Annotated in this window: 19 protein-coding genes and 1 pseudogene; 12 read left to right on the top strand and 8 right to left on the bottom strand. The window is 62.4% G+C overall.

All coding sequences use genetic code 11. The annotated features are described in order from the left end of the window. Positions 1–438: 438 nt before the first annotated feature. Complete coding sequence (locus tag IFJ82_RS14910; RefSeq protein WP_062808524.1) at positions 439–1,425, bottom strand: zinc-dependent alcohol dehydrogenase family protein; 987 nt, start codon at positions 1,423–1,425, stop codon at positions 439–441. A gap of 33 nt (positions 1,426–1,458) precedes the next feature. Between IFJ82_RS14910 and IFJ82_RS14905 the strand changes: the two genes are divergently transcribed. Further along, positions 1,459–1,686: a hypothetical protein gene (locus IFJ82_RS14905; RefSeq protein ID WP_141312677.1), complete on the top strand. Its 228-nt coding sequence runs from the start codon at positions 1,459–1,461 to the stop codon at positions 1,684–1,686. Between the two features lie 42 nt (positions 1,687–1,728). On the opposite strand, the gene IFJ82_RS14900 is transcribed toward IFJ82_RS14905, so the two are convergent. The 3 genes from IFJ82_RS14900 to IFJ82_RS14890 form a co-directional block, all read right to left on the bottom strand. After that, positions 1,729–2,904 (bottom strand): GNAT family N-acetyltransferase, encoded by a 1,176-nt coding sequence (locus tag IFJ82_RS14900; RefSeq protein WP_192265081.1) that lies wholly within the window; start codon positions 2,902–2,904, stop codon positions 1,729–1,731. Between the two features lie 65 nt (positions 2,905–2,969). After that, positions 2,970–3,437: a RidA family protein gene (locus IFJ82_RS14895; protein WP_003617435.1), complete on the bottom strand. Its 468-nt coding sequence runs from the start codon at positions 3,435–3,437 to the stop codon at positions 2,970–2,972. Positions 3,438–3,475: 38 nt separating this feature from the next. Then, complete coding sequence (locus IFJ82_RS14890; protein ID WP_225578705.1) at positions 3,476–5,104, bottom strand: TSCPD domain-containing protein; 1,629 nt, start codon at positions 5,102–5,104, stop codon at positions 3,476–3,478. 230 nt (positions 5,105–5,334) lie between these two features. Between IFJ82_RS14890 and IFJ82_RS14885 the strand changes: the two genes are divergently transcribed. The 7 genes and pseudogenes from IFJ82_RS14885 (at position 5,335) to IFJ82_RS14855 (ending at position 10,122) form a co-directional block, all read left to right on the top strand. Next, the gene (locus IFJ82_RS14885) at positions 5,335–5,703 is read left to right on the top strand and encodes an NADH-ubiquinone oxidoreductase subunit NDUFA12 family protein (protein ID WP_040511351.1); all 369 of its coding nucleotides are present in this window, start codon (positions 5,335–5,337) and stop codon (positions 5,701–5,703) included. Positions 5,704–5,761: 58 nt separating this feature from the next. After that, positions 5,762–6,256: pseudogene (gene mlaD, locus IFJ82_RS14880) on the top strand (outer membrane lipid asymmetry maintenance protein MlaD); the annotation flags it as partial. Positions 6,257–6,438: 182 nt separating this feature from the next. Beyond that, positions 6,439–6,669 carry a hypothetical protein gene (locus tag IFJ82_RS14875; protein ID WP_003617442.1) on the top strand — a complete coding sequence of 77 codons (231 nt, stop codon included), beginning with the start codon at positions 6,439–6,441 and terminating at the stop codon, positions 6,667–6,669. After that, positions 6,666–7,409, top strand: a complete 744-nt coding sequence (locus tag IFJ82_RS14870; RefSeq protein WP_192265077.1) for a DUF2155 domain-containing protein — start codon at positions 6,666–6,668, stop codon at positions 7,407–7,409. The genes IFJ82_RS14875 and IFJ82_RS14870 overlap by 4 nt, the downstream gene beginning before the upstream one ends. A gap of 107 nt (positions 7,410–7,516) precedes the next feature. Continuing rightward, positions 7,517–8,269 (top strand): trehalose-phosphatase, encoded by a 753-nt coding sequence (gene otsB, locus IFJ82_RS14865; RefSeq protein ID WP_075625263.1) that lies wholly within the window; start codon positions 7,517–7,519, stop codon positions 8,267–8,269. Continuing rightward, positions 8,257–9,609, top strand: a complete 1,353-nt coding sequence (locus IFJ82_RS14860) for an alpha,alpha-trehalose-phosphate synthase (UDP-forming) (RefSeq protein WP_003617447.1) — start codon at positions 8,257–8,259, stop codon at positions 9,607–9,609. Before otsB ends, IFJ82_RS14860 begins: the two co-directional genes overlap by 13 nt. 27 nt (positions 9,610–9,636) lie before the next feature. Then, complete coding sequence (locus IFJ82_RS14855) at positions 9,637–10,122, top strand: disulfide bond formation protein B (RefSeq protein WP_040511357.1); 486 nt, start codon at positions 9,637–9,639, stop codon at positions 10,120–10,122. On the opposite strand, the gene IFJ82_RS14850 is transcribed toward IFJ82_RS14855, so the two are convergent. Next, a complete protein-coding gene (locus IFJ82_RS14850; protein ID WP_003617451.1) occupies positions 10,079–10,255 on the bottom strand; it encodes a DUF1328 domain-containing protein in 177 nt (58 codons plus the stop codon). The genes IFJ82_RS14855 and IFJ82_RS14850 overlap by 44 nt on opposite strands. A gap of 242 nt (positions 10,256–10,497) precedes the next feature. Here IFJ82_RS14850 and IFJ82_RS14845 point away from each other — a divergent pair, with 242 nt between their 5' ends. The 3 genes from IFJ82_RS14845 (at position 10,498) to IFJ82_RS14835 (ending at position 14,922) form a co-directional block, all read left to right on the top strand. Then, entirely contained in the window at positions 10,498–12,543 is a 2,046-nt protein-coding gene (locus tag IFJ82_RS14845) for an NAD(+) synthase (protein WP_003617452.1), read from the top strand. A gap of 192 nt (positions 12,544–12,735) precedes the next feature. Next, a complete protein-coding gene (locus tag IFJ82_RS14840; protein ID WP_048859178.1) occupies positions 12,736–14,154 on the top strand; it encodes a hypothetical protein in 1,419 nt (472 codons plus the stop codon). Positions 14,155–14,652: 498 nt separating this feature from the next. Beyond that, positions 14,653–14,922: an HU family DNA-binding protein gene (locus IFJ82_RS14835; protein WP_003617455.1), complete on the top strand. Its 270-nt coding sequence runs from the start codon at positions 14,653–14,655 to the stop codon at positions 14,920–14,922. A gap of 89 nt (positions 14,923–15,011) precedes the next feature. Here IFJ82_RS14835 and IFJ82_RS14830 read toward each other — a convergent pair whose 3' ends face one another. From IFJ82_RS14830 to IFJ82_RS14820, 3 genes are read right to left on the bottom strand one after another with little or no spacing between them, the layout of a single operon-like run. Further along, positions 15,012–15,596, bottom strand: coding sequence for a LutC/YkgG family protein (locus tag IFJ82_RS14830; protein ID WP_003617457.1), 585 nt, complete (start codon positions 15,594–15,596; stop codon positions 15,012–15,014). Beyond that, complete coding sequence (locus IFJ82_RS14825) at positions 15,593–16,999, bottom strand: lactate utilization protein B (RefSeq protein ID WP_192265076.1); 1,407 nt, start codon at positions 16,997–16,999, stop codon at positions 15,593–15,595. The genes IFJ82_RS14830 and IFJ82_RS14825 overlap by 4 nt, the downstream gene beginning before the upstream one ends. Next, positions 16,996–17,739: a (Fe-S)-binding protein gene (locus tag IFJ82_RS14820; protein ID WP_003617461.1), complete on the bottom strand. Its 744-nt coding sequence runs from the start codon at positions 17,737–17,739 to the stop codon at positions 16,996–16,998. The genes IFJ82_RS14825 and IFJ82_RS14820 overlap by 4 nt, the downstream gene beginning before the upstream one ends. 103 nt (positions 17,740–17,842) lie before the next feature. On the opposite strand from IFJ82_RS14820, the gene IFJ82_RS14815 reads away from it, so the two are divergent. Next, positions 17,843–18,787 carry a LysR family transcriptional regulator gene (locus IFJ82_RS14815; RefSeq protein ID WP_062808531.1) on the top strand — a complete coding sequence of 315 codons (945 nt, stop codon included), beginning with the start codon at positions 17,843–17,845 and terminating at the stop codon, positions 18,785–18,787. Positions 18,788–18,912 lie beyond the last annotated feature (125 nt).

Raw genomic sequence — 18,912 nt, 5'->3', positions numbered from 1 at the left:
GAAGCAATCCGGGCAGAGTAAATTCAGGGCGACGCAGGAGGAGAGGCCGCCGGCCCTTCATGCGTCATGGGGGAAGGGGGTGCATAAAGAAAGATGGCCCGAAATGCCAGCAATAATGACGGGCCATGCCCAACGTCGCTTTGCGCGGGATGCTCACCCACGGCTTGTCACGCATGATCGGGGCCCCTCATGACAGGCCCGCCCGTGCCCGTTCCCGGCCGTGACGCACCTTCGACCCATCTCAGTGACCAGCCGTGGAGCGTCGTGAAAAAACGGTCAGGGCTGCTTTTGGCGCCCTGATTTCCCGGACATGTTCCAAGGCGCGCCGCCTGATTTGGGCCGGGAGGCTTTTGGACATGGCCGCTTCGGGAGAAGGGGGCATCGAAGAAATTTTGCATTTTCATCAATGCCGCGAAAATTCCTTGCGATCCGCACGTATCAGGGAACGAGGACGGCTGCCCCTTCGAAACGGCCATGGCGCAGGTCATCAAGCGCACGGTTGGCATCACGCAGGGGATAGGGCGTGGTTTTCGTGCGAACCCCCACGCGCGGGGCAAGTTCGAGGAAGTCTATCCCGTCCTGTCGCGTCAGGTTCGCGACCGAGACAAGCTGCCGTTCCTCCCACAGCAGGTCATATGAGAATGCCGGGATCTCGCTCATATGGATGCCCGCGCATACGACGCGCCCGGCCTTGTGTACGGCCTTCAGCGCAGCAGGCACGAGTGCGCCTACCGGGGCGAAGATGATCGCCGCGTCAAGCTGTTCAGGTGGGGCCTCATCAGATCCGCCCGCCCATGTCGCGCCAAGGTCGCGGGCGAAATCCTGTGTCTTCGTATCGCCAGGCCGGGTAAAGGCATAGACCCGGCGTCCCTGCCACAGTGCAACCTGTGCGATGATGTGGGCGGCGGCGCCGAACCCGTACAGGCCGATACTCTGCGCGTCCTTGCCTGCGATCACCAGTGAGCGCCATCCGATCAGGCCCGCGCACAGCAGGGGGGCCATGGCCACGTCATCTGTGCCATCGGGCAGGGGGAAGGCGAAATGCGCATCCGCCACGGCCATGGTGGCATAGCCGCCATCACGCGTATATCCGGTGAAGAGCGGGTGATCGCACAGGTTTTCCCGCCCGGTATCGCAATAATGACAATGCCCGCATGTATGGCCCAGCCATGGGATGCCGACGCGTTGGCCGATATGCAGGTCCGTGACATTGGCGCCAAGCGCGTCGATGCGACCGACAATTTCATGTCCCGGCGTCAGGGGATGGCCGGGAAAGGGCAGGTCGGCATCCACAACATGCAGGTCGGTGCGACAGACGCCACAGGCCCCGACCTTGACACGGATCTGTCCCGGTCCCGGGGCAGGGTCCGGCAGGGCCGTCCATTGCAGCGCTGTGTGCGGGGCGTTCAGTCTCATGGCATGCATGGCGTTATTCCTCCCTCGTCATCAGGCCCGTATGTGCGGGGCGCTGGAGCGGGGGCATCCTACCATCATGATGCGCGCGTGCGCATGACATGCGTCACACCGCCCTACAACACCGACGCATGCGGCACATGCAGGCCACGGACAGGTCTCTGTCGGGAGCGCGCGCATATGATTGACAATGTGCTGGGGCAGTCGTTCTGGAGCCGTCGTTGCTACATGACGCCGGAAGGCGATGTCCGGGTTGGACGATACCTGCTGTAAAAAGGGATACCGGCCGCGCCGTCAGGCTGTTTCCGGCAGGGGTCAGTCAGATGTGCGGTAAGGGGTCATGGCATCAAGGGCCTGCATCTCGCCAAGGATGGCGGTACGTTCATGGCCCAGGAATTCCGCCACCGCATGGCGCAGGCCCGGATGTTCGATCCAGTGCGCGGAATGGGTCAGGCATGGGCGATAGCCACGTTGCAACTTGTGTTCGCCCTGCGCGCCCGCCTCCACCCGGCGCAGGCCGTGGCTGATGGCGAAATCCATGGCGCGGTAATAACAGAGTTCGAAATGCAGGAAGGGCCAGTCGCCACGTTCACAACCCCAGTTGCGGCCATAGAGCGTATCGCGGCCCATCAGGTTCAGCGCCCCGGCAACCGGCGTCCCGTCCTGTTGTCGCGCGATCATCAGGACGACCCGTGCGCCCAGACGTTGCGACAGAAGGGAGAAGAACGGGCGACGCAGGTAGGCGCTGCCCCATTTGCGGTCCACGGTGGAAAGGTAGAAGCGATAGAAATGATCCCACAGTTCCTCGGTAATGTCGGGGCCGCGTAGGGTTTCGAACACCAGGCCACAATTGTTGGCGTCGCGGCGTTCGCGTCGGAGTGTCTTGCGCTTGCGCGAGGCAAGGGTGCCAAGAAAATCGTCAAATCCGCCATAACCGGGATTGTCCCAGTGATACTGCACCCCCAGCCGCTGAAGCCATCCTTCGTCCCCCATCAGGTCATATTCGCCCGGTTCGCAGAATGTCACATGGGTGGAAGACAGGCCCAGTTCGCCACAAACCTGCCGCAGGGCCGCAATCAGCGTACGCGCCATGTGTGCATCCCTGCGCAGGTCCGCGCGCACCAGCAGGCGCGGCCCTGGCACCGGGGAGAACGGCACGGCGACCTGTAGTTTGGGGTAATAGGCGCCACCCGCATCCTCGAATGCGCGGGCCCATTGCTGATCGAACACATATTCGCCGAATGAATGCGATTTGACATACATCGGGGCCACCGCGGCGATGGACCCGTCGGCCATGCGCAGGACCATATGCTGTGGCAGCCATCCGGTGCGTGCATCGACCGACCCGCTATCTTCAAGCGCGCAGAGGAAGGCATGGCTGACGAACGGATTGTCGTCGCCTGCGCACAGATCCCACTGCGTGGCCGCAATCTCCGCGATGCGACGGTGAAGGGTCAGGGCCGGCCGGGCCGGGGGGCGGGTGGAAGACATCGCGTTATCCCCGCATGTCGTGCGGCGGGCCTTCGCATCTCGACAGGAAGGCCCGCAATCGTGGATCAGGCGATTTCGAACAGGCCTTCGACCTCCACCGCCGAATCCAGCGGCAGGGAGGGTACGCCCACGGTCGAACGCGCATGACGCCCGGCATCGCCAAACACGGCAACGGCCAGGTCGGATGCGCCGTTCATGACAGTCGCATGCTGTGTGAAGTCAGGCGTGCAGGCAATGAAACCACCAAGGCGCACGACCCGCTTTACGCGCGACAGGTCGCCAATGGCGGCCTTTACCTGCGCGATGACGTTGATCATGCTGTATCGTGCGGCCTCCACCGCCAGTTCCACTGCGACATTGTCGCCCAGCTTTCCGGTGGCATACAGCTTGCCATCCACCAGCGGCAGCTGCCCCGATACAATCAGGGAGGAGCCGTTGATGACGGCGGCGACGTAATTGGCAACCGGGGCGGCAGGCGTCGGCAGGACAATGCCATGCTGCTTGAGGCGCTCTTCGGGGGTGTGTGCGGACATCGGATCAATCCCTGTTTTTCACTGGCGCACGTGCGCCGTCATACAACCAGCCGCAGCCTGCCGCGTCGCGGTGGCGGCGTTTCGTCATTGTCACCGCCCGAATGCCCACTGGCCGGGTGTCCCTTGGCCATGTGCCCCTGTGCGGCATGTTCACGCGCAGGAAGGTCCAGCGGCAGCATGGGCGATGGCGTCGGCATCATGCTGTCCTCATGCGGGGCATCAGGCAGCCTGCGGCCAAGATAGGCATCGGACAATGCCCTGAAGGCGTAGTCCAGCATGGATGTCGCATAGGATGCAACCGCATCACCTTCGACCGTCCCGGCTGGGCCGAAATGGCTGTAGGCAAAGGCCTCGATATAGGTTTCCAGCGGCGCGCCATATTGCAGGCCGATGCTGACGGCCTGTCCCAGACTGTCCATCAGGCCACGTGTCATCGGGCTTTCGCGCGTGGGCGTGATCGAAATTTCGCCCAGCGTCCCGTCTTCGTATTCGCCAGTGCGCAGGTACAGGCGGTGACCGCCGACACTGGCCTTTTGGGTAAAGCCGCCATGGCGGGGGGGCAACGGGCGGCGCACGCCACGTTCCAGCAGTGCGCGGGTCTGCAACGTGTCACGCACGCAATCGGGGCGTGGTGGCATGCGGTCGATAAACCCGGCAAGCGCGCGATACATCGACTGGTGGGAGGACGCATCGGGCAGGGGCAGCACGACATCGCCCGCCAGTGTGGCGGCAAAAGCAGCCTCCAGCGTCAGGCCACGGCATGCCAGTCGCGCCAGCGTGCTTGTCGCCAGGCGCCCGTCGGGACGCAGGGGGGAAAATGCCGGGGCCAGCCCGCATGCTTCGACCCCAAGCAGTGCGTCGATCGGGCCGGGGGCGGAAAAGCCGGTTTCCACACGTGCCATGGGGCGTTCGGTTTCCACCGCCGCATCCTGCCATACGGTGCGTGCGATCTGGTTCACGCCGGGGACGACGCTGCGCACGGGCGGCAGGGGCAGGGCGTCCGCGCCTTCGCCTGCGTGGGCCACCAGCGTCGCCAGCGCGACAAGGCTGCATGCCGCGTCGCGTCCGCCCTCGCTATTGTAATCAAGGCCAAGGCCCGCAAGGCAGGCATCAAGGTTGGTCAGCAGGATTTCCCCCGCGACCATCGTGCGTGTTCCCGCCATGTCATCGGGCATCGTGGCCGGGGTCGGTGCGGGATCACCAAGCGGCAGTTCCCCGTTGCGCAGCGCCGCCTTCTGTTGCGCGATGGCGCGCAGCACGCGGGCCAGCAGGCGCAGCGCGGCCACAAAATCATCGGCACGGAAGCCGATGTCGGGATGCACGAATGCGGCAAGGTTGACGATAAATCCCGGCCTGCGGTCGAAATGCCCGTGCCACAGCGCCTCTGTCGGGGCGGCCTGGCGCAGCAGCAGCAGGCACGAGAGAGAGCGCGCGACCGGTTCGATGGCCGGCCCGGCGGTATCGCCCGCGCACAGGTCATCAATCCATCGCGCCGCCTCGTGCGTCAGGTCGATGGGACGGTGGCCCGGCGTCAGCCGCGCAAGCGCTTCCGCCGCCGTATCGTCCCAATCGGCGGGAAGTGTGACGGTGCGGGGGGTATCGTCGGGGTCCGCGGCGGCCTGCACGGTACGCATGCGAACGCCGTTCCAGTGGCTTCGTGCTGTCATGGGGGCAGTTTATCCCCGCCTGCCATCCGGCCGGAACCCGGTGGAAGGGGAGTCGCAACTATACATTCCACTGTATATCGTGGATATGGGGGATAACTTTGTGTGAATGACGCATGGGGCCATTGGCGGCGGCACGGTCGCGGCGTGATGCGTGCGATATGGGCACGATATGTGCGCGATCCCGCAGATGTGACGCCGTGTTCGCGGAAAATGCCGCTAGGTTGCGGGTCATGGCAAATCTCGGCACCCGTATCTATACCAGATTCAAGGGCCGGCTGGTTGGCAAGGATGCCGATGGCCGGTGCTATTATGAGGCCCGCACGGCCAACCGGACCGGTGGAGGTCTGAAGCGGCACGAACGCTGGGTCATCTATCACAAGGGGGAGGATGCGTCCGCCGTCCCGCCGGAATGGTGGGGATGGCTGCATCATGTCGATGACGCCCCCTTGCCCGAAAGCGCGCGCAAGGCTTGGCAGGCCCCGTACCAGCCCAACCAGACCGGCACGCCCGATGCCTATCGCCCGCCCGGCAGCGATTATCGCGGCGGGCAGCGGGCTTCAACCACCAGCGATTATGATGCATGGTTCCCCGAAGGGTGAAACGCACGGCATAACCTGTTATGGGTGATGCTGATCGATTTTGGGAAAGCATCGCGTCATGGTTGCTGCGGTTTCAGCACGTCCGGAACGAAAGCCGGCTGATCTTCTGGCCGGGTTCGCGGTCCTTGCATTGCTGGGCGGGTTTCTGGCCTATGCCGTGATTGACAAGGGCCGGCCCGCCGAAAGCGGATACCGCCTGAATGCATCGTTCGCGCATATCGACGGGCTTGCCGTCGGGTCGGACGTGCGCCTTGCCGGGATTACGGTGGGACAGGTCGTTGAGGAACGGGTTGACCCCAAAACATTCGCCGCGGGCGTGACCTTTACGGTGCGCCCCGATATCAGGCTGCCCGATGATACGGCGGCCATCATCACCAGTGACAGCCTGTTGGGCGGGAAATATATCGCGTTGTCCCCCGGCGGGGATGACAGGATGCTGCGCCCCGGCGCCACGATCGGGGAAACGCAGGGGTCCATCAGCCTCGAACAACTGCTGAGCAAGTTCATCTTCTCCGTCACCGACACATTGACGCAGGCCAACCAGGCGCGTGCCCACGCGCAGCAGTCCGGCGCGGCCCCTGTAGTAACTTCCCCTGTTGCACCTTCCCCCGTTGCACCTGCCTCTGTCGCACCTTCCCCTGCCACGTCTGGCACTCCCACGTCTGGCACTCCCACATCTGCCCCGCCCCCTCTTGCGCCACTTGATGCGCCTGCCGTGGGCAAGGCGCCGTGACGATGGGACACGGTGAGAGTGAAGATGATGCGATTCCCGCGATCTGGCCCCAACCCGATGGACAGCCGGTGTCATGTCGGGAAAAACTGGTGGTGCTGCGTGAAAATTATGTCGAACTGCATGATGTCATGCGCGACGCGTTCGAGGATGCGATCCTGATGGGTGTGGATGAGGCGCAGATGCGGCGTATCCTGACTGAACTGGTCAACAGGATGCGGAGCCCGCACGCATGATCCGGCAGATGCGTGTTGCTGCCTTCGCCAGCTTGCTGCTGTGCGGGGGCATGGCCCTTCCTGTTGTGGCCCATGCCGATGCGCCGCAGTGGCTGGCGCCCCCCGTGATGTATCCGCCTGATACGTGGAAGGGGCGTGGCGTCGCGATCGTGCGTATCCTCGACAAGCTTGATGCCCATGTGCAGATCCTCAATATTCCCGCCGGGCAGGATGCGACTTACAAAAGCCTGACGCTGCATGCGCGGGCCTGTCTTGAACGGCCGCCGACGCTGCCTGCTGACACGGCGGCGTGGCTTGCCGTGCGTGACGCGCATGAGGGCATGACCCCCTTTGATGGCTGGATGCTGACGCAGGAACCCGCGCTCGGCCTTTTCCAGAATCCGCTTTATGACGTGCAGGTCGTCGGGTGTGCCGGGGCGGATGTCGCCCCGATTCCCCCGCCGCTTGCGGTGGTGCAGCAGCAGGCCACCCCTGCCGACGTTCCTGCCGCCCCCTCTACCGCGGCATTGGGGACAGCCGCCATGACACCCGATGGTGCGGCGTCCCCGGCCACACCGCAGACGGCCACACCGCAGCAGGCGACGGCCCTGCCGCCGTTGCCGCCCCTTCCGCCTCAGCCGTCATCGCCGCCCCCGGTGCGCCCGGCAGCCCCTTCGCTGTCGTCCCCCGTGGCGCCCATGGCCGCCCCGCCACCGGCAGCGGAAGATAATTCGGCGGCTGCCCCACTCTTGCTGCATTGATATGCAAGCATGGTTCGACGCCACGTAAACGGGGGGCTGGCAGTGCCGTTCCCTTCGTTTGCGTCGATATTTTCGCCTGTTCGGTTTCCCGGAGGTCATGAAACATGATGAGCCTGATGTCTTTCCTGCCTGGCCATGGCGACATGCCCCCCCCGGACAAGACCGCGTTCTTGCTGGATTTCGACGGGACTCTGGTGGAAATCGCGCCGACACCCGAATCGGTGAAGGTGCAGGCCGGGTTGCTGGCGACATTGCGGCGGTTGCGGGCGAAATGCGGGAATGCGGTGGCGGTCATTTCGGGCCGCCCGATTGACCAGATCGACTTCTTCCTGGGCGATGTGCCCTATGCCGTGGCGGGGGAACATGGCATCGCCGTGCGCCGCAGCCCCGGCGGTTCCATCGTGCGCGCCAACCTGCCGGCCGTGCCGTCCGCATGGCTGGTGCAGGCGGACGCGCTGGCGGCGAAATATCCCGGCGTGCGGATCGAGCGCAAGAAGGCGGCCGTTGTCCTGCATTTCCGTGGCGCGCCCGATGCCGGTCCGGCCCTGCGTGAGGTGGCCGATGGCTGGGTCGTGTCCGACCCGCGTTTCCATGTGCAGGAAGCCAAGATGGCGTGGGAAATCCGTCCCGCCGGTATCGACAAGGGCCACGCGGTGCGTGATCTGATGAAGGCGGCGCCGTTCGCGGGGCGTTATCCCGTGTTCATCGGCGATGATGTAACGGACGAGGACGGGATACGCGCGGCGGTCGCACTTGGCGGGATCGGCCTGCGCATCCCGCGTGACTTTACCGATCCCGCCGCCGTGCGGGCATGGCTTGGGGCACTGGCATGTGGGGGGGCTGACACATGGGGCGCCTGATTATCGTATCGAACCGTGTCCCCGCCCCGCGGGAGCGCAACCAGCCCGCAGGTGGGCTTGCCGTCGGGTTGAAAGATGCCCTGCGTGAAGGCGATGCCCTGTGGTTTGGCTGGTCCGGCCGGCAGGTGGAGCAGATGGAGGGGGACCCCACCCCCGGTATCGACCAGGTGGGGAACGTCACCTATGCCACCATCGACCTGACCCGCGCGCAGCATGACGGGTTTTACCAGAATTTTTCCAACGGCATCTTGTGGCCGCTGTTCCATTATCGTGTCGGGCTGATGAACTATTCCCGCATGGACTGGGAGATGTATCTGGGCGTCAACGCCATGTTCGCGCGCACGTTGCGCCCGCTTTTGCGGTCCGACGACACGATCTGGATCCATGACTACCACCTGTTTCCGCTTGGGCAGGCGCTGCGTGACCTTGGGGTAAAGTGCCGCATCGGATTTTTTCTGCATATCCCCTTCCCGCCATGGAGCCTGGTGCGCGCACTGCCGGGTGCGGAATTGCTGCTGGAGGATATGCAGAGCTATGACCTCGTTGGTGTGCAGACGCCCGAGGACGCGGAAAACCTGAACCATGCGCTGCGTATGAATCACATGGCCGAACGTGGGCAGGCGTTCCCGATCGGCATAGACCCGGTCGAATTCCGCGCGCAGGCCGAAACCAGCATGGAAGGGCCGGAGGTCAGCCGGTTGCATGACAGCCTGCGCGGGGCGCAACTGGTGCTGGGTGTGGACCGGCTGGATTATTCCAAGGGTTTGCCCGAACGTTTCAAGGGATACGAGGCGCTGCTCTCGCGCTATCCCGAACATCGTGGCAAGGTCACGTTCCTGCAGGTCGCCCCGATTTCACGCGGCAATGTGGAGGAATACCGACAGTTACGCTGTCAGCTTGATGAACTGACGGGACGGATCAACGGGGCCTATTCCGAATTCGACTGGACGCCGATCCGCTATATCACCCGTCCGATTTCGCGCGACGTGCTGGCCGGGTTCTATCGCATGGCGGATGTGGCGCTGATTACGCCGCTGCGTGATGGCATGAACCTTGTGGCCAAGGAATATATCGCGGCACAGGACCCGGCAGATCCCGGTGTGCTGATCCTGTCGCATTTCGCCGGGGCGGCGCCCGAACTGGACGAAGCGATTCTGGTCAATCCCTATGACACGGACGAAATTGCCGATGCGCTGCATCAGGCGCTGACGATGCAGCGACCCGAACGCCAGACCCGCTGGATCGCGTTGGAAAAGGAAGTCAGCCGCACGACTGCCGTAAGCTGGGCCAATGATTTCCTGCAGGCGCTTGACGAGGCACCTGTTTGTGTTTCTTCGTAAGGAATGATGAAAGGCACAGGATTTGTGATGGCGCTGGCGGGTGCGCTGGCGCTCGCTCTGGCGTGGTGGACGGAACACGTGCTGGGACATGTCCCATGCGGGTTGTGCCTGTGGGAAAGATGGCCCTATCGCGTGCTGGTGGGGCTGGGGCTTGGGACCATGGTGCTGCCCCGTGATACGGCCCGCGTCATGCTGTGGCTGTGCATGCCGGTTCTGCTGGTGTCATGTGGGTTGTCCGTGCTGCATGTCGGGGTGGAACAGGGGTGGTGGCCCAGTCCGCTGCCGGAATGCATGGCCCCCACCTTTCATGGTGGCACCTTTGCCGAACGGCTGGCGTCGATGCCCGCGCGTCCGGCAAAGCCATGTGATGCCCCGACCTACCTGATTGCGTGGCTGCCGGTTTCCATGACCGCACTTAGCGGGCTTTACGCCCTTGGGCTGCTGTTGCTGGTGCCACGGGGGCTGAAGGTCAAGGGACGCTTCCGCGGCCGCGGCCGAAAAACAATCCAATGACGAACAGTATGATAAAGATAAAGAACAGGACCTTCCCGAAATAGGCGAAGGTCGATGAAATCCCGCCAAACCCGAAAACCGCAGCGATCAGGGCCAGGACGAGGAAAGTGATGGTCCAGCGTAACAGGTCCATATCCGCGTTCCTTCAGTTGGTATGTCGCATGGTGCCTGTGCGTCGCCGACGCCCATGCATGCAGTATAAATGTTTCACTCCCGATGAAGTTCATCGCGATGGGCATATCGTGAAGGCCGGGGGTTTGTGACGGGCCGGATGTAGGACTACATCTGACGGTCCGTGCTGCGTGCGCTGTCCCGTGGGGGCGGTACGTAGGGGCGCTACGTGGCCGGGTTGCGGCATCAGGCGGAGGCAGTTTCATGACGGATTTCCACGCACTCTATCGTCATGGGTTCGCGCGGGTCGCGGCCTGCACGCTGCCGGTGGCGCTGGCGGACCCGCAGGCCAATGTCGCGCGCACTGTACAGCAGGCAGGCGCCTGTGACGCGGATGGGGTGGCGGTTGCGGTTTTCCCCGAACTCGGCCTGTGCGGTTATGCCATTGAGGACCTGCGCCAGCAGGATGTCGTGCTGGAGCGTGTGGATGCGGCCGTGGCCGAACTGGCGGCGGCCACGGCCGGGCTGTTGCCGGTGCTGGTGGTGGGCGCGCCGTTATGTCATGGGGGCGAACTGTATAACTGCGCCATCGTGATCCACCGTGGCCGCGTCCTTGGCGTGGTGCCCAAGTCCTACCTGCCCAATTACCGTGAATTCTATGAGGCGCGGCAGTTCGCCCCCGGCGCGGGCGTGCGCGACAGGCATATCCGCGTCGGCGGACAGGACGCGCCGTTCGGGACGGACCTCCTGTTCGATGCGGCTGACGTGCCGGGCCTGACGCTTGGGGTGGAAATCTGCGAGGATATGTGGGTGCCCCAGCCCCCCAGCACCCATGCCGCATTGGCGGGGGCAAGCGTGATCGCCAACCTGTCCGCCAGTGACATCACGGTTGGCAAGGCGCAGACCCGCACCCTGCTGTGCCAGGCCCATACGGCGCGGTGCGTCTGCGCCTATGTCTATGCCGCCGCGGGGGAGGGGGAATCGACCACAGACCTTGCCTGGGACGGACAGGTTTCGGTGTTTGAAAATGGGGCGGTCCTTGCGCGCAGTGCCCGCTTTCCCACGGGTGCCGTGCGTGCGGTGGCCGATGTCGATCTTGACCTGCTGCGGCAGGAACGCATGCGCATGGGCACATTTGGCGACAACCGTCGCGCGGCAGGCGGGGATGGCACATGGCGGCGGGTGGGGTTTGTCCTTGATCCACCGATGCGTGACATCGGGCTGCGGCGCGACATCGCACGCTTTCCCTTCGTGCCGTCCGATCCCACCCAGCTTGAGCAGGACTGCTACGAGGCATTTGCCATTCAGGTGTCCGCGCTGAAGCAGCGGATGCGGACATCGGGCGCACGACGCATGGTGATCGGCATTTCGGGGGGGCTTGATTCCACGCACGCACTGCTGGTCGCGGTCAGGGCGGCGGATGAACTCGGGCTGGGGCGCGATGTGGTGATGGCCTATACCATGCCCGGATTCGGTACGACGGCGGGAACACGTTCCAACGCACTGGCGTTGATGGAGGCCCTTGGCGTCACGGCGGCGGAAATCGACATCCGGCCAACCGCACGCATGATGCTGGAACAGATGGGGCACCCCTTTGCCGGGGGGGCGGCGGTATATGATGTAACGTTTGAAAATGTGCAGGCCGGGTTGCGCACCGATTTCCTGTTCCGGCTGGCGAACCAGTCAGGGGGCATCGTCATTGGCACAGGCGACCTGTCCGAACTTGCGCTGGGGTGGTGTACCTATGGCGTGGGGGACCAGATGTCGCATTACAATGTCAATGCCGGCCTGCCCAAAACGCTGATCCAGCACCTGATCCGCTGGGTCATGTCCAGCGGGGCAGAGGATGCGCGGACCTGTGTCATCTTGCGTGACATCCTCGATACGGAAATTTCGCCCGAACTGATCCCCGCGCATGAGGGGCACCCGGTCCAGAGCACCGAGGCACGAATCGGCCCATACGCCCTGCAGGACTTTAACCTGTATTATATCCTGCGCCATGGGTTCCGCCCGTCGCGCATCGCGTTCATGGCGTACCATGCCTGGGGTGATGCCACGTGTGGGGCATGGCCACCCGGATTCCCCGATGATCGCAAGGTGGCCTACCCGCTGGAGGAGATCCGTCGCTGGCTGCTGGTGTTCGTGGAGCGTTTCTTTGGCTTCAGCCAGTTCAAGCGTTCCGCCATGCCCAACGGCCCCAAGGTGCTGGCGGGTGGGGCATTGTCACCGCGCGGCGACTGGCGTGCGCCATCAGATGGGAATGCGCGCTTGTGGGTCGAGGAAATAGAGCGCGCTGTTCCCCTGAAGTAACGCCAGCCGGCCAATTTGCGCAATCCGTCGGCCCGGCCTGTCGTCTTCGAGAATTGTTAACTTCCTTCTGTCTAATTCCTGCGTGCGGGATCGGGTACGCCGCGCTGGTGACGGCGGCGGCCCCATTCACGGTGGGATGCAGGCGGTTGTTCCGTAACGCATGGATATCCCCCCACAGGTCGGAACAGGTTGGTGGCAGGGCGCGTGGCCCATGTCCGCACCACGGAACAGGGAGCGCAAAGCATGCAGGCTGTAAGCATCACGGGTGCGCAGGGTAGTACCGTATCCATTGCCACTGACAGTACGTTCACCAATACCCTTGCCCAGCAATATGCGCAGCAGGTGACTGCGACGCTGGCGGATGACACGATGGTCAGTGCGACGACCGGCACGAACCAGGCCACCGCCGCCCGCACCTTCGTCGATATCACGTCAGGCGGGACCTATACCCTTGATGGCAGCGATGCAGGCATCGTCATCGGTGGCCTGAACGGGCAGACGCTCAGTCAGGCCGTATCCGTCAACGCCACGGGTGTCACGACGCCGGTGGATGTGATCGCGGGTGACAGCGGCGGCGTGACCTATACCGCCGGCAGCCAGTCCGGGGTCTTTACGGCGGCATCAGGCAATAACGTGTTTATCGGCGGGTCGGGTGATTACGTCATCAATACCGGCGCCGGGCGCGACACCATCAGCACCGGCACCGGTCAGGACACGATCAATGCTGGCATCGGGGCGGCCGCGATCTACCTTGCCGCCGCCAACAACACGCTGGACCTGAAAGGCGCGGATACCGTTTATTCCGCCGCTGGCGCGGCACAGAATGTCACGCTTGAAAGCAAGGGATCGGTTTCTGGCGGTTCCAGCCTTGACCTTGGGGCAAAGTCGCGTGTGACCGATACCGGCAGCGACAACAGCATGACCGTGCATGGCGGCAGCACGATCACCGGCGGCACGGATGACAGTGTCACCCTGATGAACCAGCAGGGCCTGTACGGGCTTGAAGACCTGCTGGAGGCGCAGACGATGAACAGCGAGGCGGGGGATACGATTTCCGCCACCGGATTCGTGACGATCAACGATCCGACCGGCGGCGATGTCAGTGTCGATGGCTGCCTGCGGTTCCTCAATGCCCGCGGTAGCGCCACCGTAAGCGCATGGCGCAGCACCATTTATGGCGCGGCTGGCACCGATGACCTGAACATTACCGCCAGCGATGATACCTATACCGATTTTGATGGCAGCCAGGGGTCAGGCAATGAACTGTTCGATGGCAGCAATTCGACGGGTGACATCACTGCCATCGGCGGCAGCGGCCATAACACCCTGATCGGTGGCAGTGGCAACGACACGATGTCCGGCGCCAATGGCATCAATGATTTCATCTTTATCAAGGGGCATGCAGGCGGCCAGGACATCATCAAGGATTTTGGCAAGTCATCGGGAAATGTCGTGCAACTGAGTGGGTACAACATGACGCAGGCGTCCCTGCAGGACATGATCGCCGCCGCAACCGTGGCCGGTGGCAATACCACGGTGTCCCTGTCGGACCATACGCGCGTGACCTTCGTGGGTGTGACGGACCTCGGCGCACAGAATTTCAAGGCATAGGGTCTGATGACGGCGCGGTTGCCTGCCAATTGATCCACGGATGATCCGTCCCGGGAAATGGCCGGGGCGGATTTTTTATTCCCCTCACGTGACGGGGCAGGGTATCTGGCGCGATTTCAGGTATGCGCGCATATGATGCCATGATGCGACATGTGGCATGGTGTTGTCCCTGATTCCTGCTGGTCTTTTCGGGCATTTTGCGGGGATGCCTGTCCGGGGAAAGATGACAGGAATGTGAAATAATGATACATATTCGATATAAAACATTCCCTCTTCACCAAAGTTGGTATCATATCGTCTACTTCGGTAAGGGATGACGCTTTTGCTGATCAGAACAGCAATATTTGGCATGTAATGACAAAAATTCTCTGGCGTAACTCTATCTGCCGCGTTACAACCCGCGACCTCCCGGCCATGATGGTTCATGCACCATCGCGGGCGGGGACAGGATATGACCTGATTTTATACAGCATGGTTTGAAAGGAGCAGACAGTCTCGATGAGCAAAGCCTTTATTGCCGCCGTGATTCAGGATTCGATCGATTGCACTGGCGTGGCCGCCAACCAGGCTGCTTCGGACCTGATGGAAGCTATTATCAAGGAACTGAAGCGCGAAGGTGGGTTCACCCTGCCGTCATTCGGTACTTTTACCGTCAAGAAAACCAAGGCTCGCAAGGCGCTTAATCCGCGCACTGGCGAACCTGTCAAGGTCAAGGCAGGCAAGACCGTCCGTTTCAAGGCGAGTCCCAACCTGAAAAAGGCTGTCTGATATAACTTTGCCCGCCGACCGTCATGTGACGGCCGGCGGGCACATATATTATGTGACATCTATCACTGTGGCACGGCCCGTGGGCCGGGTCAGGTGAACCATACGCTCAGGCTACGTACGCCCTGCGCGCCGCGGATCAGCACGCCCTGGATATCCGCCGTTGCGGAAGGGCCGCTCATCAACACGCCATAATGCGCAGTGTGGAATTCCGGCCGCGTCTGATAGGCCGTGTGCATATTGGCCGTGATCTCGCCCGGCGACAGCAGGATGACGATATGCTGTGCCAGATGCGCCAATGAATTCAGGGGCAATTGCGCCTCGCTCAGGAAAATCGACCCCGTCTCCGCAATGCCGAAGGCCGCGCGTACGACCGCGATGTCCACATCCTGGGCGTCCTGTGGGGTTTTCAGGGTTTCCGCGCGCATCGTGCCGTTGGTTTCGGGCACGGCGGAACAGACATTGCGCGCATCGGGGAAACGTCGTGCGATTGCCGCGTCAAGCGTTTCGTCACCCTGACGTTCCATCACGTCCCCGCCCAGGAGCTTGAGCGAGGCAACGAACCGTTCCACGCTGGCGTCAAGATTGCCCAGCGTCACAACGGGCGGCAGGGGATACTGCTCTGGCGCGGGGCGGTTGGTGCGCAGGGCCTGAAGGATTGTATCGCGCGCGTTCATCGTGAGTCCTCGGTCTTGCTGGCCTTGTCTGTCCGGTTGGCCTTGTACCATGCATGGAATGTCTGTTTGACCGGATGGGGATTTTCGCGGTGCTTGCCCCATGGATTGAGCCAGTTATACAGCGCAAAGCGCGGCAGCGTGCCCAGGGCTGTTTCCGTGGCGCTGATGGCGGCGCGGTACAGCTTTGGCTGTCCCATCAGCTTGCCCGCCATGTGCATGATCTCACGCTTGACGAACGGCATTTCATGGTGCTGCACCAGCACGCGGCGCCATTTGTACAACTGTTCGTGGATGTTGATCTTGACCGGGCAGACATTGGTGCAACTGCCATTCAGCGTGGAGGCATAGGGCAGGGTGCTGTATTTGCGTTCGTTGAAGGTCGGGTCGATGATCGCCCCGATCGGTCCTGAATACACCGCGCCATAGGACAGGCCACCCGACCGGCGATAGACGGGGCAGGTATTCATGCATGCCCCGCAACGGATGCATTTGAGCGAGGTCCAGAAATCCTCCATCCCCAGCCGTGCGGAGCGCCCGTTATCGACGAAGACGACATGCATTTCGCCCCCCTTCTGCGGGCCACGGAAATGCGTTGTGTATTGCGTGATGGGCGATCCCAGCGCACTGCGTGACAGCAGGCGGATGAAAACACCAAGGTCGGCCATGCGCGGCACAAGGCGTTCGATGCCGATGGTTGCGATATGCAGGTTTGGCACGGTGGCGCTGAGGTCGGCATTGCCTTCGTTCGTACAGACGACAAAGGTGCCGGTTTCCGCGACGACGAAATTGCCGCCTGTCATCCCCGCATCGGCGTGCAGGATTACGGGACGGGCCGCCTGTCGTTGTGCCTCCGCCAGCAGGTGGGGGGCGCGGATGTCGGGGTCGGTCTTGTAATCCTTGGCAAAGATGCGTGCGACATCCGATGTCAGCTTATGCACGGCGGGTACGACGATGTGGCTGGGAAGCTGATCGTCAAGCTGCTGGATGCGTTCGCCAAGGTCGGTTTCGGTGACGGTGACGCCGCGTTTTTCAAGGTAGGGCCGCATGTCACATTCTTCAGTGACCATCGACTTGCTTTTGATCAGGCTGCGTGCGTTGTGGGCTTGGAGGATCTCGCCCACGATACGGTTATGTTCCGCCCCGTCACGTGCCCAGTGGACGTGGATGCCGTTTTTCTTTGCGTTCTCCTCGAACTGCTCCAGATATTCCGGCAGGCGGGCGAGCGTATGTTCCTTGATGCGCGAGGCCTCGGTGCGCAGTTCCTGCCATTCGGGCAGCATGTGCATCTGGTCATCGCGTTTCTGGCGCATGTCCCACAGGCGTTCATCATGGAACTGCAGGTGAGGGGCATCTTCGAGGAATTTTTCGGCGGCTCTGGCGTGGTTGACCGGCCTGTTGCTCATGACCGTGCTCCGTTCAGGATCTGTGCGATATGGATGAAGCGGATCGGGATACCGGCACGTTCGGCGCAGCCCTGCTGGTGCATCACGCACGACGAATCCGCCGATACGATATATTCCGCGCCGGCCTGGTAATGGTCGCGCACCTTGTCCACGCCCATCCGTGCGGACACCGCTTCTTCCGTGACGGAGAAGGTGCCGCCAAAACCACAGCATTCGTCAGGCCGCTTGGGGGTCGCAAAACGGATGCCCTTGACCTTCGTCAGCAGGTCCATCGGCTTGGAAAACGGTTTTTCACCCAGTTCCGACATGCTGGCGGTGCGGAGTGAGCGCAGGGTGCCGCAACTGTTATGCAGGCCGACTGTGTGGTTGAACTCCGCCCATGGGAATTCCTCCACCTTCAGGATGTCATGCAGGAATTCCACCAGTTCATAGGTGTTTTCACGCACATGACGGACCTCATCGGTCTGGGGGATGGCGTCGAAATTGTCGCGTACATGATGCGTGCAACTGCCTGATGGCATGACGATCTTGTCAAACCGGGCGAAGTTGCGCACGAACAGGGCCTCGGCAGCGGCGGCATCGGAATTGCAGCCGGAATTGCCCATTGGCTGTCCACAGCACGTCTGGTCAAGCGGGTATTCGACATCCTGTCCCAGTTTTTCCAGCAACTCCAGCGTGGCAATGCCGGCCTGCGGGTAGAAAGCATCAATATAACAGGGAATAAACAGGCCAATCTTCATCAGGGAGCACTCATCCGTAACAGATGGGGGGAACGTGGCGCATGGTATGTTATGGCGTCAAATATATATTGAACTAGGTTTCCATATATTATTTATATGGCAAATGGATTTAAGACATCTACGCTATTTTGTCGCTGTCGCGGAAAATGGCAGTTTCACACGCGCGGCCGAACAGTTGGGGATAGAGCAGCCCCCCCTGAGCCAGCAGATCAAGCAGTTCGAGAACGAACTTGGCGTCCTGCTGTTCCAGCGGCTGACACGTGGGGTGCGTCTGACGGATGTGGGCGTCGTACTGATGGATCAGGCCAAGGCCATCCTTGGCATGCAACAGCAGTTCCTGTCCATCGCGACCGGCCTTGCGCGGGGTGAACGTGGGCACCTGCGGGTCGGGCTGGCGGGGGCGGTGTCGCTGTTGCCGCTGATCCCGCAGACGGTGCGCCACTTTCGCGAGGAATGGCCTGATGTCACCATCTCGCTGGAGGAAAGCAATACGCCCGCCCTGCGCAAGGCGTTGCATGACCGGGCCATCGATATCGCAATCGTCCGCCCCCCCGTGCCCGATGGGGGGGAGGGGCTGGTTGTTTCGCCCCTGCTGGCGGAACCAACGGTGGTGGCGCTGCCCAAGGGGCACGAGCTGGCCTCCCGCCCAAGGCTGGAGCTTGAGATGCTGGCGGATGAACCATTGATCATCTTTCCGCGCGAACTTGGTCCCGGGTTTCATGACGCCATCCTGTCGGCGTGCCAGAATGCGGGCTTTACCCCCCGTATGGGACAGCAGGCCCCGCAGATCGCCTCGACCGTACCGCTGGTTGCGGCGGGTCTTGGCATTTCTGTGGTGCCACAATCACTGCACCAGATCCATTCGGGGGGGGTGACCTATCACTCGCTGGGGCCCAAGGCGCCCAAGGCGGACCTGGCGATTGCAATACGCGCGGGGCAGCATTCGCCGCTGATTGCGCATTTCGTGGCGATCTTGCGTGATTCGTGCCGTGATATGCAATTGCCAGAGGGGGACGGGATGACGTCCGATCCCCCGGAGATTACCTGAAAAATTGCCCGAAAAGCTGACGCCTACAGGACAGTGGGCGATAGGGGCGGTTGGGCAATGGCCGGTTGGGAAAGAACAATCAAAGCTTTTGGACGCGGCCTGTTCAAAAAGACAATGTTTTTGTG

It is taken from the genome of Novacetimonas hansenii, assembly GCF_014843995.1.
GTDB classification, from domain to species: domain Bacteria; phylum Pseudomonadota; class Alphaproteobacteria; order Acetobacterales; family Acetobacteraceae; genus Novacetimonas; species Novacetimonas hansenii.
Note: the sequence above shows the minus strand (reverse complement) of the source record. Positions and strands in the feature narration are given on the sequence as shown.